The 15,083-nt window shown below is 33.2% G+C and carries 13 protein-coding genes and 1 tRNA gene; 6 read left to right on the forward strand and 8 right to left on the reverse strand.

The genetic code is table 11. The features are described 5' to 3' along the window. From AC3OCB_RS02180 to AC3OCB_RS02190, 3 genes are all read right to left on the reverse strand, one after another. Nucleotides 1-1,225: hypothetical protein (locus AC3OCB_RS02180; RefSeq protein ID WP_498340554.1), on the reverse strand; the 1,225-nt coding region annotated here is incomplete at its 3' end. Further along, nucleotides 1,218-4,271 (reverse strand): DEAD/DEAH box helicase, encoded by a 3,054-nt coding sequence (locus AC3OCB_RS02185; protein WP_498340556.1) that lies wholly within the window; start codon nt 4,269-4,271, stop codon nt 1,218-1,220. The genes AC3OCB_RS02180 and AC3OCB_RS02185, both read right to left, overlap by 8 nt. Further along, nucleotides 4,250-5,695 carry a hypothetical protein gene (locus AC3OCB_RS02190; RefSeq protein WP_498340557.1) on the reverse strand — a complete coding sequence of 482 codons (1,446 nt, stop codon included), beginning with the start codon at nt 5,693-5,695 and terminating at the stop codon, nt 4,250-4,252. The genes AC3OCB_RS02185 and AC3OCB_RS02190 overlap by 22 nt, the downstream gene beginning before the upstream one ends. A gap of 415 nt (nt 5,696-6,110) precedes the next feature. On the opposite strand from AC3OCB_RS02190, the gene AC3OCB_RS02195 reads away from it, so the two are divergent. Next, the gene (locus AC3OCB_RS02195; RefSeq protein ID WP_498340558.1) at nt 6,111-7,211 is read left to right on the forward strand and encodes an AAA family ATPase; all 1,101 of its coding nucleotides are present in this window, start codon (nt 6,111-6,113) and stop codon (nt 7,209-7,211) included. A 315-nt stretch (nt 7,212-7,526) separates the two neighbouring features. Here the strand turns inward: AC3OCB_RS02195 and hepT are convergent, their stop codons facing one another. Both hepT and AC3OCB_RS02205 read right to left on the reverse strand, forming a co-directional pair. Continuing rightward, nucleotides 7,527-7,931, reverse strand: coding sequence for a type VII toxin-antitoxin system HepT family RNase toxin (gene hepT / locus AC3OCB_RS02200; protein WP_498340559.1), 405 nt, complete (start codon nt 7,929-7,931; stop codon nt 7,527-7,529). Next, on the reverse strand, nt 7,915-8,340 hold the full coding sequence (locus AC3OCB_RS02205; protein WP_498340619.1) for a nucleotidyltransferase family protein: 426 nt from the start codon (nt 8,338-8,340) through the stop codon (nt 7,915-7,917). The genes hepT and AC3OCB_RS02205 overlap by 17 nt, the downstream gene beginning before the upstream one ends. 419 nt (nt 8,341-8,759) lie before the next feature. On the opposite strand from AC3OCB_RS02205, the gene AC3OCB_RS02210 reads away from it, so the two are divergent. The 5 genes from AC3OCB_RS02210 to AC3OCB_RS02230 all read left to right on the forward strand — a co-directional run bounded on the left by AC3OCB_RS02210 (nt 8,760) and on the right by AC3OCB_RS02230 (nt 12,019). Next, nucleotides 8,760-9,368: a hypothetical protein gene (locus AC3OCB_RS02210; protein WP_498340560.1), complete on the forward strand. Its 609-nt coding sequence runs from the start codon at nt 8,760-8,762 to the stop codon at nt 9,366-9,368. A 73-nt stretch (nt 9,369-9,441) separates the two neighbouring features. Then, complete coding sequence (locus AC3OCB_RS02215; RefSeq protein WP_498340561.1) at nt 9,442-9,603, forward strand: hypothetical protein; 162 nt, start codon at nt 9,442-9,444, stop codon at nt 9,601-9,603. An 83-nt stretch (nt 9,604-9,686) separates the two neighbouring features. Next, on the forward strand, nt 9,687-10,841 hold the full coding sequence (locus AC3OCB_RS02220) for an AAA family ATPase (protein WP_498340562.1): 1,155 nt from the start codon (nt 9,687-9,689) through the stop codon (nt 10,839-10,841). 285 nt (nt 10,842-11,126) lie between these two features. Then, nucleotides 11,127-11,330: a hypothetical protein gene (locus tag AC3OCB_RS02225; protein ID WP_498340563.1), complete on the forward strand. Its 204-nt coding sequence runs from the start codon at nt 11,127-11,129 to the stop codon at nt 11,328-11,330. Between the two features lie 119 nt (nt 11,331-11,449). Next, a complete protein-coding gene (locus tag AC3OCB_RS02230; protein ID WP_498340564.1) occupies nt 11,450-12,019 on the forward strand; it encodes a PaREP1 family protein in 570 nt (189 codons plus the stop codon). A gap of 650 nt (nt 12,020-12,669) precedes the next feature. Here AC3OCB_RS02230 and AC3OCB_RS02235 read toward each other — a convergent pair. The 3 genes from AC3OCB_RS02235 to AC3OCB_RS02245 all read right to left on the reverse strand — a co-directional run bounded on the left by AC3OCB_RS02235 (nt 12,670) and on the right by AC3OCB_RS02245 (nt 14,790). Then, nucleotides 12,670-12,745, reverse strand: a tRNA-Gly gene (locus AC3OCB_RS02235). 23 nt (nt 12,746-12,768) lie between these two features. Then, nucleotides 12,769-12,870, reverse strand: coding sequence for a TRASH domain-containing protein (locus AC3OCB_RS02240; protein ID WP_498340565.1), 102 nt, complete (start codon nt 12,868-12,870; stop codon nt 12,769-12,771). 144 nt (nt 12,871-13,014) lie between these two features. Then, nucleotides 13,015-14,790 (reverse strand): AAA family ATPase, encoded by a 1,776-nt coding sequence (locus AC3OCB_RS02245; protein ID WP_498340566.1) that lies wholly within the window; start codon nt 14,788-14,790, stop codon nt 13,015-13,017. Nucleotides 14,791-15,083 lie beyond the last annotated feature (293 nt).

Raw genomic sequence — 15,083 nt, forward strand, 5'->3', positions numbered from 1 at the left:
TTTTAACTTCGTCTTTGAAACTTTTTAGATATCCTAGCCCACCTATTGCTTCTTCAACTATATAAACAGCTACTTTATTTTCACGTTCACTGATATTCCTTAAAAGAGGATGAGTAATATAGTAGGAAATTCCCTCGCCCCAATAGTTATACTTTGTAGAAATCCAGCTCAAGAATATATGTGCTAGGCTATGCAAGAATAGAAAACTAGCGAATTCAATCTCATCATCAGTTATATTAGTGTTATCAATCTCCTTCAACAGCTTTTGTTTCTTTTGCTCGTCTAATAAATAATCAGCAAGTTTAGTGAAGGGAGTTTTTTTATAAAAAGTCTTATAAGCGTTAAACACACCACTACCTATATAAAGTTTATACTTAATCTTTATCCACATTCTTACCTTATCATCACTATTTAGTACTTCCTTTATTGATTCCTTCAACTTAGAGTAATCGAATTCGAATTTTATCGCAGGAGCGTTATTAATTCTATAACCTATAGTGGGATTAAGAAATAGAAGTCTAGGAAGCATATCCTTATCTTTCTTTGGTGTAAAATAGACACCATTAATAAAAACTTTATGTTGACCAGCCGGTATGTAATACATCTTAAATAGAGGAAGAGAAATTATTTCTTCCTTATCTCCCATGCTATATTCTTCATATATACTCATGACATAAGGAAATACCGTATATATAGCAGTATAGGGACTAGGCCCCATATAGTGATTGCAATAGAATTTATCTTTTTCGTCTATTCGTTCTTGTAGATTACATTGTCCTGCTAATGGGCATGTTTGAGTAGACGATAGTAAAACTATTCCTAGTTCACAATAGTGGCCGTTGCTAAGCGAATCGTAACTATATTCGATATACCGCGAATAATAGTAGGGAATCTTTTTTCCCTTAGAAGGCTGATAAATAATTTTCAGCGGACTATTATTTTTAAAAACCCATGTATATAATCTGATCGGCTGAATAACTGTTTTAGTAATTGTTTTAGTAATTAGCATTGGCGGATGTACCTTGAATTTGTCCAAATAACCTTTATACCATGTAAGCGAGTCTATATTAAGTTTCATAAATGCTATTGGGGCCAATATTAGGCTGTAATTTTTGGCACCAGTACTACGACTAAACTCAACGTTTTGTATTTTGAATGGTGTAAGTGCATATAATGCTTCTCTACCATGCCTAGACCTAGAAGTTGAAAACCTGTTCTCACTCATTTAATCCCACCTTTTCTATTTCTTTCACTTCTATTTCATGGAACGGAGGTAGTAACATTAATGAGAACTTCACTTTGTTGTTAGATAACCTATTTATTATATCAAAAATAGTAAATTTTCGCTTTCCTAAAGCCCCTTTTAGACGTTGTATGCTCTTATCAATATAGTACACATTCACATCTATGTTTTTCAGCACATTTAAAATATTATCTAAACTATTGCTAGTATTGTCTACGCCTAACAAAAAGTTAATGATCTGTAAAAGTAAAAGTTTGTCTTTTGTTTCTTCGCCTTCTTCTGGAATTATTTCATTAAATATTGAGGATAGCATATTTACGAGTCTTAATGATTTTGTTTTCTGGAATATTTCATTAACAAGCTCCCATATCTTATTCTGTAATTTACTGCCTTCCTTAACCATACTAATTTGATTTAGATTTTTCTTTAAGTTATTTATTTTAATTTCATTCTGTTTAATCCAATTCTCAATATTCAGTTTGTTTGAGGAGGCTCCCGCATATATGATCTCTTCTCTCAATGAGCTCAAAAGTTCAAGAGCATCAATAAGAGTATATCTATGAAAACTAATTGGATCTATTTCTTGGGTTTTATCTTTATTATAGTATATGAATTTTACTTTGAGAGAGCTAAGATTTATATTCTTGCCTGACATCTTCTTTTCAAATTCTGATATCCTCCAAAGCAGATTGCTTATTTTCTTTATATACGAATCTAATTTATCTGTGATTTCATCTATGTCCACGTTTCTGGTGTTGCTATTAGCAATATAGTTATTAATCCTATCAAGTATATTTTCTAGAAGTTTCTGTAATTGAGCTTTTTTATCTCTTAGTTCATTTAAGTCCAACAGACCAATCTGAGAGATTAAACTATCTAAATTATTGTCTTTCAGTTCATTTAGTATTTCTTTGATCGCTGAAGATATCTTATCAGTATTCCATTCTCTTGTTTCTGTAATATAGGTCTCTTTACCTTCAAGAGCTCTTTTGAATAAGACGGAACTAATAAGTGCTTGTAACTTAATAACGTCACTATTATAGCCCACTACATAAGGTCTATTAGCCTTTATATCGGCAAATCGTTTACGCAATTTTGGATTATGCATATAGAGAGTTCCTATTGGTGAGGAAGGCAATAATATAATTCCTAATGCAATTCTAAAGGAGTTGGTATCTCTACCGGCTCTACCTATTCTTTGAATAACACCCTCAGGAGTCATAGGCAATTTATATTGAATTACTATTGCGACATCAGATATATCAATACCTAATTCTAGAGTAGAAGTCGACATTAAGTGTCTTATTTTACCTTCTTGAAAAGCAGCTTCTATTTCTGATCTTTTGTCTTTTCCTAGTCCACCGTGATGCATCCCTATACTATTTTTGAATTTTCCTGTTAGAAAATTTACGTCGTTAGCATTACTTGGTGCTATAGTAATCCAGCTATAGTCGTTTAACGGATCTCTAATATTAGGGTCTTTCTCCTTCACATGATCCACTATTTCTCGACCTTGTCTAGTCCCCAGAATTACACTTTTAATATAATCTCCAAGTGTTGCTATTTCAGCTATACTGTCTATGAATGTTATTACTTTCTGATTATATTTGTGAGCCCATAAGGTTACCGCTGAAGCTGTTGCTTCATACAAAGTTTCTATGCTTCTGAGCGGGTTTGGAAGAAGATAAAGTCTAATTATAAGTCTTTTATATTTCATTTCACTAGGACCAATTTCGCTTGACTCGTTTTCCCCTTTTTCGTCTTTGTCATCTTTTCCAAATCGTTTAATTTCTACTGGTTGACCAAACAAAGCTTCAATAAATTTTTTTGGGTTAGGTATTGTAGCCGATGAGAATATAAATATAGGGTTAGATTTTCTTGCTACATATTTTAGCATTTGAAGGATATAATATACATGCCCACCATGATAGTCTATATAAACATGAGCTTCATCGAGCACTACATAGTCTAAATTGGAGTACATTTTTACTCTATCTTTATGCATTAATCTTCTATATACGGTATGGATGTTAGAGATTAATATTGTTGGTTTATTGCTCCATATGTCGTCTTTTGTTGCAATAATATAGTCATACACTTTACCGCATTTTTCACATTTTACCATCACTTTACCACTCTTATCTACTGAATAGACTAGCTTACCATCACATCCACTCTTTACACATTTCAAGTCTCTAAAGCTATCACCATCCTGTACTTTCTTTTTCCTTAGGGTATCACCGTCATCAATTCCTATAGTAATATAAATTTTATCTATATTCCCTTTATTATTCCAATTTAGCGTTTCATTAAGTCTATCTATTATTTCTAGGATTCTTTTTAGTTGATCTCTTTCTAAGGCTTTTCTTGGATAAACCAAGAGAGCAGAAACTCCCGTCTCACGTTTTTTGACTCTTTCTAATGCTTTAATCAGAACAGGTATTAGGAAAGAAAGGGTCTTCCCTGAAGCTGTTGGTGCTATTATGCCTATGCCTACTGCTTGATCCCTTGAGCTGTTGGAAACTTTAAGAATTTCGCGTATTACGTCCTTTTGAAACGTAGAGACCCTTGCATTCTTACCTAAAGCTTTTTCGAGTAAATCTATGTCTTCTTGCATAATACCTAGATTTTTCAGTATATCATTATTTAATATATCCTTACTAAGTAACCATCTACCAAAATCGGGTGCAAGTTCTTCCTTCACCTCTATACGATATTCTAAAGGAAGGGGTGGCTGAGTTTCCCAGTTTTTTATGTTTACTATCCTATAGATGAGGTCAAAGTGAGGTGTGTGATATCCTCCATACTGGCTATAATCTATTAAATGAGACTTTAACTCATCACAATCTTTGATACTATATTTGTTACAAACTTCATTAATATCCTTATCTTTTAACATATACTTCTTAAAATTCACATCATTTAAAGGCTCGCTTTTATCCTTATCACCTAAGAAAGGCTCTAATTCTCTTTTTAGTAGTTCTTGATAAGCAGCTGCTAATCTTTCTAAATCCTCGTTAAGACCCATAACGGCTCACCTTTTATTTTCTTCGAAAAGCTAATTACTTTGGGTAAATGCGTTATTGCCACACTCACATTCATTATACCATTTTTCGCTACACTAATATTAAAGTAATTTCTTACTTTTTTATTAAGCTCATTTACGTCAGAAGTCAAATCCTTATTATCTGCTATGCAATTGACAAATTCTATCAATTTATCTGCAGTTGTTATAACACCGTTAGCTCTCAGATATTCTAAAACTTCATATAATGCAGGATGCAGATATATAATAGAGTCTTTATTAGCCTCGTAAACTCCCAATGCTTTTATCATAAAATCAATATTATTAGGATCTAATAAACGCCAACCTAATTGATTGAGTGTAGAACTTCGAAGATATGACTTAAGTATAGGATCGCTTAAAAGTTCCCTCATTTTATTTGCTACGTCCCTTTTATCGATTTTAAAAGGATGAGTAGAAGAAAGATATTGTTTACGGAGAATTATAGATATTAAGGTGTATGGTATTTCATCGCCACTTCCTAATACTTCATTATCGCTAAGTTTAATTGAGTCCATAGCTAGAATCCTGCACTCTTCTTTTAGTCCTTGATCATAAGTGAACTTTCTAATCATTATTGAAGCATTAAGTCCTCTGGCTTTTGTTTCACACAAATCACTTACAACTATCCATTTCAGATCACTATTTAGAATTTTAACGTGGTTTCCATTTGAATAGGATATCGTCTTATTAACTAAGAGTATTTCAAAATATGGTGACAATTCACCATCATCAAAGAAAATAAAGGGCGAATCCCACCAGATCTCTTCCAATTTTTCTGGGTTCTTAGGGGGATATAACCAATTGAATAGGTAGAAACTTCCTAGCTTACTTATGTCATCTGATTTTTCAGGCCATAATTGATGCCTTGATTCTATAAATTTAAGTGATGAAATTTGAACCTTTGTCGAATCTTTAGCTTTAAGCAAAATAATTGGTTTATCTTTTTCTTTATCTTTAGTACTAGACCAATTAATTTTCTTTAATAATTTAAGAAAATCAAAAAAATCATAGTTATCTTCTTCTTTCGCTCTCCAATATATTGAAAATGTTAAGCTGTCTAGTGTAAAACTAAATAATGGAAAAATGCGAAATTTAAAAGTAAGAGGAATAAGATCCTTATACTTGTATCTAACCCCAAATTTTGAGGTTAATATTTTTTCTATTTCAAAAAAGTAATAAAGGGAATCGTAAGCTGAAGAAATAGATTTTAAGCGAAAATATTCTTTGTTATCTCCCACTGTAGAAATGAGGAAGGATTTTTCATTCTTATTGTTTATAAGACTTTCAATTTCTGATTTAAACTCTGTGTACCCCTTATATAACAAAGGATTTAGCTTAACTAGTTTAAGGATGTGATTTTCTATGTCATCCTTTTTTGATCCCATACATAATACTTAGCATTAGAATTTATTAACTTTATCATCATAAGAACTCATTAGGGATTTCATTAGAATGAAAATTCGAAAATCAAAATGTTACATATCTGTTTTTACTATTAGATGGCCCGTTTGACTCCTAATAAAATATTTGGTTTTACTAAGTTACTTCTTGAAAAACTAGCCTTACATTGTCTAACTTTCTAGGCTTAAGCGAGTTTAAATACACAAGTTTTTTTTTTAATTCCTAAATACTTGAGCAGGGAAAAGCCATTAGTTTTTGCCTAAATTAACTCGCAAATCTTTATCATAAAGATAAAAATTAACGTCTTCCTAATTTTTCCCTTGAGCTTACGTTAATTCCACGCCCTAAAAACCTTATTTACTTGTACCCCCCCAAGTTACTTGGGGGGGTACAAGTTTTATGCTGTTTGACCCAAAGCCAAAAAAGGAAATTAGTGACATCTTTGACAGAAAAGAGGAAATAGAAACGCTAAAGAATTTCTTAAACTCCGCTGAGCCACTTATATTAGTCTATGGACTAAGAAGGATGGGAAAGACCTCACTAATACTTTCTAGCTTAAACAATCTCAAATCTGATTACCTTTTCTTAGACATAAGAGAGATAGCCAAGCAAAAGAGTCATATTTACTATAAGGACTTCCTTTCGTTGTTAGAAGGAGAGATAAATAAGAAACTTAAAAAAGGTAAATATGGGGAATTTATTAGTTATTTGAAAAGGATTAAAGGTGTTACAATTAATTCTGAGGGTATTTCTGTCTCTTTCTCATGGAACAAAGAAGAAAGAACCGAATTTATTAACTTACTAGAAAAGCTAAATGAATGGGGTGAGGACAAAAGCCAGAGAGTGATAATCGTTATTGACGAAGCACAAGAGCTAGAGAATATGAGGGATTATGATTTGTTACCAGCAATTGCTTATGCATTTGATCACTTAGATAACCTCTCCTTTATCATCACTGGTTCTGAGATAAGAGTTTTCTCTAAGTTCTTAAGGATTAAAGACGCGAAATCTCCACTTTACGGCAGGGGCTTTTCAGAGATTCAATTGAAGCCCTTTGACAAAGACACTGCCATTTCATTTTTAAAGAAAGGGTTTGAGGAGTTTGGAATTGATTTCAAGTATGGAGACAAGGTTTATGAAGAGTTTGGTGGTAATCCAGGCTGGTTGACTTTATACGGTCATACAGCAGTTACCACAAAAGATTTCGATAGGGCTATCGAGAGGACTAAGGAGATCGCTAAGGGTTTGTTAAAGGAGGAGTTTATGAACTTTTTGTACAGTAGAATGATTGCCAAAGACAGATATATAAGAATTATTAAGACTTGTAAAGATGGTTGTACTTGGAGTGATATAAAGCTCTCGCTAGAGAGTCTCGAGGGTAAAAAGGTTAACGATAGAACTGTTTACACTCTAATCAACAACCTGCTTGATTACTCCTTTTTGATTAAAGAAGAGAAAAAGTACGCGTTAAGTGACAAATTACTTGCAGAACTATTTTAAATATTCTCTTTATAAAACGTCTTACTAGGATTAGTGGTCAATATTATTATTTAGTAGTATGATCTCTCCACGCATATAATGTTACCTTTCATAGACAGAAAACTCATCTTTATTTATTTAGGGTTAGATTGGGGGGAATGATGAACGGCGTGTCAGTTGAACTATAATAGAGAACTTGCGTTCTGACCACTCCCATTCATCTCAATAGTATTATTAGCTCAAAAGACTAAAAAATTTCTCTAGCCTAAAGAAATAATTCAGCTCTCACTGTCATTTTAAGTAACAAAGTCTAATGTCTTTAGCAACCTTATCAAACTAAGGGTCCCAATATTTTTCAGCTCTTCTCTTTAAGTTAATAGCAATTTCAAGCAATCTCCTATAACTTCTTTCCTTTATAATCTTCTTCACAATGTCTTCATTCACAGTAGCATAAGCGTGAACTAGAATGTTCCTAAATGAAATAACTGAATTTAGAAAACGGAACTCTTCTTCTGTCAGTAATTTGTTCTCAAATAATTTCCTCACGCTCTCCTTATATGAGTCAGCAGTAATACCCATGTTGGAAAGAAGCCTCCTGATAAGGTCTATAAGTGCTTGAGCTTGTATTTGAAGCATATGAAGTGTCGCTTGGTAAGTTATCCAATCATCAACATCATTTATTTCATCAAGTTTCAAAGTGTATTCCTCAACCAACTTAAGTAGTTTATCTAGTACTGCCACTTTCCTTCCACCTATTCATTATTGCTAATGCAGCGTTTTCTACTTCGTTAAGTTTTTTTGCATCAATTAAGAAATCCTCACACTCGTTTATCCTATTGTTCATTTTAAACCAAGCTTCATCGTCTCTAATGTAAATTATCCTAGTGTTATTAAAAACCTCATGAATAAGGTAACAACTTGTGTCATCAGTTATTGCGACTAGGTCAACTAAATCTGTGTCCAAATAGTCTTGCAAGTCGTTCAACAACTTTAGGTGTAAATCAAGGTTATAATTCTCAAATTCTACGGCAATATCAATGTCTCTCCCTTTCCCTCTTCTAGCTATAGAGCCAAAAAGGATTGCGTATAACACTTGATAAGCTTTCCAATCAAACATTTTCAACTTATCAAGGACACCTTTATCAAACATCACATAATAAATAGTGGAGAGAAGGATATATTAATTGTCTTTTTTACGAGTGTTTTCCAATCACTATTCCCTTTCATTCATTATATCTTATTAATTATTAAATATCCTATCCTCAAAGTCAGTAATACAATCTCTTTTATCATGGAGAAACGTTTTCATACACATTGGTAAAGCTAAAACAACGACTATATCTATAATAAAGTAATCTATTTGAGGTGAAGAAAATAACATTACCAGCGCTTAAGTTAAATATTGAAGAACTTCTGCTATTTTTCCAAATATAAACTAGATATATCTAAATAGTACTATACACTCATATATAATCTTTGTGAATTTTTCCGATTAAAATTAAATTCGATAAGAACTTACGAAAAGGTTTTTATATAAGAAAATTAAATATTCAACTAAGAGGTGTAGAAATGAGGATATTAACAATAGTCGCGCTGATTCTTCTACTTGCAAGCGTTTTTATTAACTTCATCCCCGTGTCTGCTTACTACTTTGGAACAGCGTTACATGAGAAATATCAAGGTAGTTTCTCTAATGGGTTGTGGCTTGTCTATATTGGAACATACTCCCCAGGGCCATCTTTAAATTGTAGCCATGGTTTTGTTACTAATGTAACTAAACTTAACGCTAGCTACTACTTAGTTCAATCTAAACTTTATTTACTATCTGGTGGTGAAGTCTTATTTAATGACCATTCAAACCCACCTTTTAAAGCTTCAAGAGTAGAAGAAATTTATAATTATTCAGAAGTCTTGAACATTAATAGTTCGACTTTGCTTCAAATACTATTCCCGCAGAGTAACGTAGTTAAAACAAACATACTAAATCTCAGTATATCAAGTTCAACAACCAATTGGCCGACCCCATTATCCCCATATCCCTTCCTTGGGTATACAGACTACTATCAAGCTGATGTTCAAATTTACCCTACGATACCTGCATTTACGTTTACAAATATTTATTACGTATTATATGGGTCTCAGTACGTCCTTTCATTATTTATACCTAACTCCCATTAGTAACATAAATAAAGAACTCTTCATGTCAATGTTTCCCAATTATCACTCTAACTTAATAGCGCATACCGGTGTTTTGAACTTCTACTTAGCATATGGTAATGGAATTCCTAACCAAGATTGGCTTGGTTGGCTTGGATATGGCTTTGGTAAGTATGCCTCTATTGATATGCTTTTGATTATTGGTGTTTTACTGGTTGCCTTATATGACTTTTTAAGGAAGCACAAAATAGGGTGACAATTTCTATATCAAAAAGTTACTACTTTTTTAATTTTATACTCTCATCAAGTTTAATTATTCTCAGTTGAGTATCTTTAATCATGATTAAGAGGATAAGAATTGGAAATTTTAAAAGCCTTCGTGATATTGACCTTGAATTACATAAAGTAAATGTTATAGTTGGCCCCAATGGCAGTGGAAAATCAAATCTAGTCGACTTCTTCATCTTTCTAAAAGAGTTAATAAATCCTTCTTCTTTTCCTTCTAATCCTTTTCAAACATTTGGAATTTACGAGGACGTTGTATTCCTTCGTGACACCTCCCTTCCTATTTCATTTGAAATTTATGGTGAAAATTTCCACTATTCTGCAGATATCACCGGTAAAAATGGGCTTACAATAAATAGGGAAACGCTAGAATATAAAGACTTTCTCTTTGCTAGAACTTTTAATAACGTTGAAATGAAAAATGCAAAAACGGGAACAGTCCTAAAAACAGATTTAGACTCATCCGCAAGCATATTTTCTCTTAGTAAAAAACCTAGCTCATTGTTTTTCAACTCTTTTCTAATAACACCAGTACCTCCTAATGAGTTTAACGAGTTATTTGAATTCATGCATAGCTTTGCCAACAGTTTCATTCCTCTAAGAATAAATCCGGAAAGGGCTTTCGCTCCGGTACATTACTCTTATCCTCCAAAACTAGAGGTTGATGGTTATGGATTAGCTAGAGTTATTGACAATTTATTAGCATATAAAGGCTTACCAGAGCCAATTAGCATGTTTTTGAAAGAAAACAATTTGAGCATAGATAGATATACATCACAAGATAGCGGGAACATTGTCTTAATAACTAGAGAGCTAATCCCAGATCTTAATAAGACCCTTCCTTTACGTCCTATAAATGTGCCTGCAGGTATAATAAAGATGATTACTATACTTTTTGCAATATATGCTTTAGAACCCTTACCCTCTTTAGTGGTAATTGACGAGGTAGAGAACTCGCTTCACCTGAAGTTCATAGAGGAGTTAGCCAGTGTAATATCTTATTCTTCACCTCAATTCATTGTAACTACTCATTCGCCAATGGTGATTGATATGTTTGACCCAGAAGATATAATACTGTTTTACAAAGAAAAAGGAGAGACAAAGGCTGAAAGGATTAAAGATCCAGAGAAATTGAAAGATAAACTAGTTGAGGAGGGGTTGACGCTTAGTGGGTGGGTCTTCTATTCGACAAACCCAACCAACCCCTAAAAAATAAGAATAATTACTGAAGATACTTATGCTGTAGATTTCTTAGATGGAGTAATAAAAAGGCTAAAAACTACTGGAAAAATCCCTTCAGAGATAGAAGTACAAAAAAGTATAAGCACTAAAGGTGCGGGAAAGATTTTTACCGGTAAAATTTTAGAGATAATTAAATTTTGGGAAAAGGAAACGGATAAAATCCTTGTATTCGTTGATGCTGACGGAAAACCAGTAGATAAAATAAGGCAGAAGTTAGAGATGCTAAAAAGAAATATTAAATATCCTCAAAAGGTGAAAGAAATAATTTTCGACCAAGAAATTGAGGAATGGATTACTCTCTCTACTCAAGATAAGCCCTCAGATGAATTAAGAAGAAAGGAAAAATATGAGAAACATATGTTACCAAATTATGTAAATAAAGTTGATTTTGATGATCCTAAATTGACGAATTTACGAAGCTTTAAAGAATTTTTGGAAGCTTTAAATGATCCTTAATGTTCAAACTTTCATAGACTTTATTATAAGCAACGAGTTATGAAGTAAATGCAAGAGAGATATAAGGGGAAACCTTGCTCTTTAACTAAGGTTTAATATTTGCAAGGAGAAATTAAACTGTGGCTCTAGTAAAGCAATTAAGTGAATTCTCAGAAGTGATTGCTATTTACGAGAAGCTAACTAGAAGGGAAAGTCTTAATGCCAGAGATCTACAGTTGATTGATGAACTCTCTAAAGAGACTGGTTGGAGCGTTAAGGATATAATGGACGAAATTAAAGACCTTGATAAAGAACCCTCAACTTCAGTTGATAAGTATCAAAAACTGTTTGAAAAATACTTCAACGAAGCTCTTGAATTAAAAGAGAAAGGAGAATATATTCAAGCTGGAGAGAAGTTATGGGGTGCTGTTACGGCTTTAATAAAGCTATACGCAAGCAAGAGAAACATCACAGTTATGCATTGGAGTCATGGGAAGCTATTCCAATTTATTAAAAATAATATAGATAAAAAGCCAATTAGACTTTCAGATGGATCTGAGATCTCCCCTAGAGAAACCTTTTATGAACTTCTTATCGAGGCTAGGGCATTACATGACAACTTCTATGAAGGAGATTTGCCAGATGACGCTTTTAAAATGATATTTAATAAGGTAGTAAGATTAATGGAGAAGGTTAAGGAAATTGTTTGAATGTAGTTTTAGTAGTAAATTTTATATCGATCAAGATCCGAATGTTCAACGGCTTATTTAATTTTTATCCTGGTTTTCTGCTAAATTTCTTAAACTAGAAAATATGCAAACTCTCATTTTTTAAGAAGATTGAATTAAAAATAGTGGTACACAATTTCAAGTAAATATTAGTCCTTATTGACTCTAAATACGCTTTCATTATTTATCATAGTTATTTATAGGTTTTCTATAAAGCTCATTCTTGCCTTTAAAGCAAGCTTTCAGTTGTAACAATAGCCAAACAATTTTCTTAGATATGGAAAACTCATCTTTATTAATTTTAGAGTTAGATTAGATTAGGGGGGATGATGAACGGCGTGGTAATTGAACTATGATAGGGAACAAGCGTTCTGACCCTCCCTCCCCTTCATCTCAATAATATTATTAGCTCAAAAGACTAAAAACATTTCTCTCAATATCTAACATAAGAAATATATCTCCGTTTATTCCTCAGAGGATTTTTGATCAATATTTTATTTTTATCGTTTAAATTCTCCCTTAGGGACTTTGCCGAACTCTCGAATATGAGATTATATTCCTAACATTACAATGATACATTTACCTTGTCCTTTAACTTAGAGTACCTCTTAAATCATTCTTTATAAAAGGAGTGCGACCGCCGGGATTTGAACCCGGGACCTCCGGCGTGGCAGGCCGGCGTCCTAATCCAGGCTAGACTACGGCCGCACTGCAATAATAATAAAATCTCATTAGGTATTTATAGTTTTCTCCAATCTCTTCCTTAATTGAGTTTGACAAGTTTTGATGCATGTGTAGTAAACTTTTTTATTCCATTTTATCAATAAGGACAACCTATAGGTGTAATTTAGTGGAGTCTTGTGCGATAAATATAGAGCTTCAAAAATTTTGAGTTAAATTCAGTTAGATAAATAGAAAAGGAAAATGAGAAATTACTATTCTACAGAACAAACTAGAAGTGTTTATAAAATCCTTGTTTATAATCTATGAACCTTAAATTCTTCATACATTCTAAGCATCTGTAGATCAACACTTGGCTTTATATTTGTTAAAACCTTCACAAAATCGTTGAAAGTGACTGTAGTTCTTACCGCATTTCCACTTACAGCTTCCTTTAGCAAATTTCTTCTCACTTCATCAACTACTAATTTTAAATCAGCTGGTGTGTAACCATTTGTAATTTTAGCAACATTTAAGAGAGTGTTATCATCAACAGTCAAGCCTTTGCAAAGCACTCTTAGCACTTCTACTCTTCCCATCTCATCCGGAGGTGGCACGTACACTATTTTATCAAATCTCCCTGGCCTTAAAATTGCAGGGTCTAGATCCCAAGGTCTATTTGTAGCTCCAATAACAATAATTTCCTCATTTTCCCTTACCCCATCCATTTGGCTTAGCAATTCAGTAAGAGCTGTTCTCCACTCATTTTCCCCTCTTGCCCTTGCAATCATGTCTATTTCATCAATGAAGAGTATTGCTGGTGTGTTGTCTCTAGCAATATGAAACTTCTCTGCAATAATTTCACCAGCATTAAATGGGCCGGCAGAGGAAATCTCTTCACCAGAAAGAATAATAAAGGAAGCATTTAACTCGTTTGCTAAGGCTTTTGCTATACTTGTCTTCCCGGTTCCCGGGGGGCCATAAAGTAAAACACCCTTAACTGGCTTTATTCCTAGTTGTTCCGCTATTTTTCTATTCTTCAAAGGCAACTCTATTGCCTCTCTAATTACTTTTTTAACTTCTTCTAAGTCTCCTAGATCATCCCACTTTACATCTGGAACTCCAAAAGGTCTTTCTCCAAGTTTATGCCTCGAGTACTTTTTAGCTATATTTTCAAACTTTATGAGAGTAGAGATTGGTACAGAAGGCTTATAATTTTCCATCTCGTGAAGAAAATCCTCTGTTGTAGGAATTTTACCTTGTCTCTCTGACTCTATCTTAACCTCTTCAACTATCTCTTTTATATCAGCCGGTGACAGTCTGTTACTTCTCTTAGCTAACTCTTTACAGTCAACGTTTAATCCTTGAGTGTAGCCGCACCATATTCTCTCCCTAGCGTTCTCATTTGGCAAAGGAACATATATGACTTCATCAAATCTACCTGGTCTAAGAAGAGCTTCGTCAATCTCTTGCGGTATATTTGTTGTACCTATGATGATGACGGGCAAGTTTTTGTCGTGTAAGTCTTGCAACCTCATTAGCAAGATATTAATCAATCTGTGAGTAACCTCATGTATATCTTCTTCCCTCTTCAACGTAAAACCATCTATTTCGTCAATTACAACAACTGCTGGAGTGTTTAACTCAACAGTGTCAAAGAAGTTCTCAAGAAGAAACTCGCTTTCACCATACCACTTACTCAGGATGTCAGCAGATCTTAGCTCAAAATAGTTCCACTTTAGTTTATTTGCTAATGCTTTTGCTATACTAGTTTTTCCAGTACCCGGTGGGCCAAAGAGGATTACTCCGTAAGCTTTTCCCTTATTTTTAACGTATTCAGCAATTTCGTCCAGCCTAGCTTTTATGCTTTCCATATCATATATTTGATCCCAAGTTATAGTTGGTACCCTTAACATTTTCCTTTCTAATTTTTTCTGTTGTGAATGACTCCCAATTCTCACCCTTCGCGTGAAGTAAATGAAATAGACTAAAGGTAAGATAAAAGTAAGGATAAAGATCCCTATCTCTATCCAATTAATATAATTAGAAAGAAAAGACTGAGTAGTAGTTGTTGTTGTGTTAGCGATACTCATAAAAATTACTTCGTGGTTAAGTTATTAAGGATTGATGATGAGTTTTAGGGGAGATAGATCGGTGATAAGGCGGTTACCCAACTGACTTGCTCTTAAAGATTCGGGGAATCTACAAGATTAACTGTTTATAATTATAATATTAAGAACGAACTATCATAAGGGCAATAAATTTTGGATTATAATGCGTTATCCTAGCTGATGAAGAAATAATTATTATCACATATGATAGTCATTTCTTAAAGACTAAAAGAATTCGTGGGATCTTCTAGTTTTGTACATAACCTTCAATTTCT

The organism is Sulfurisphaera sp., from assembly GCF_059755235.1.

What these genes read in the sequence shown, in the direction of transcription:
- AC3OCB_RS02185 (WP_498340556.1), bottom strand. Translation starts at nt 4,271, where the DNA reads ATGGGTCTTAACGAGGATTTAGAAAGATTAGCAGCTGCTTATCAAGAA.
- AC3OCB_RS02220 (WP_498340562.1), top strand. Translation starts at nt 9,687, where the DNA reads ATGATTAAGAGGATAAGAATTGGAAATTTTAAAAGCCTTCGTGATATT.
- AC3OCB_RS02210 (WP_498340560.1), top strand. Translation starts at nt 8,760, where the DNA reads ATGAGGATATTAACAATAGTCGCGCTGATTCTTCTACTTGCAAGCGTT.
- AC3OCB_RS02205 (WP_498340619.1), bottom strand. Translation starts at nt 8,340, where the DNA reads ATGTTTGATAAAGGTGTCCTTGATAAGTTGAAAATGTTTGATTGGAAA.
- AC3OCB_RS02195 (WP_498340558.1), top strand. Translation starts at nt 6,111, where the DNA reads ATGCTGTTTGACCCAAAGCCAAAAAAGGAAATTAGTGACATCTTTGAC.
- AC3OCB_RS02190 (WP_498340557.1), bottom strand. Translation starts at nt 5,695, where the DNA reads ATGGGATCAAAAAAGGATGACATAGAAAATCACATCCTTAAACTAGTT.
- AC3OCB_RS02245 (WP_498340566.1), bottom strand. Translation starts at nt 14,790, where the DNA reads ATGAGTATCGCTAACACAACAACAACTACTACTCAGTCTTTTCTTTCT.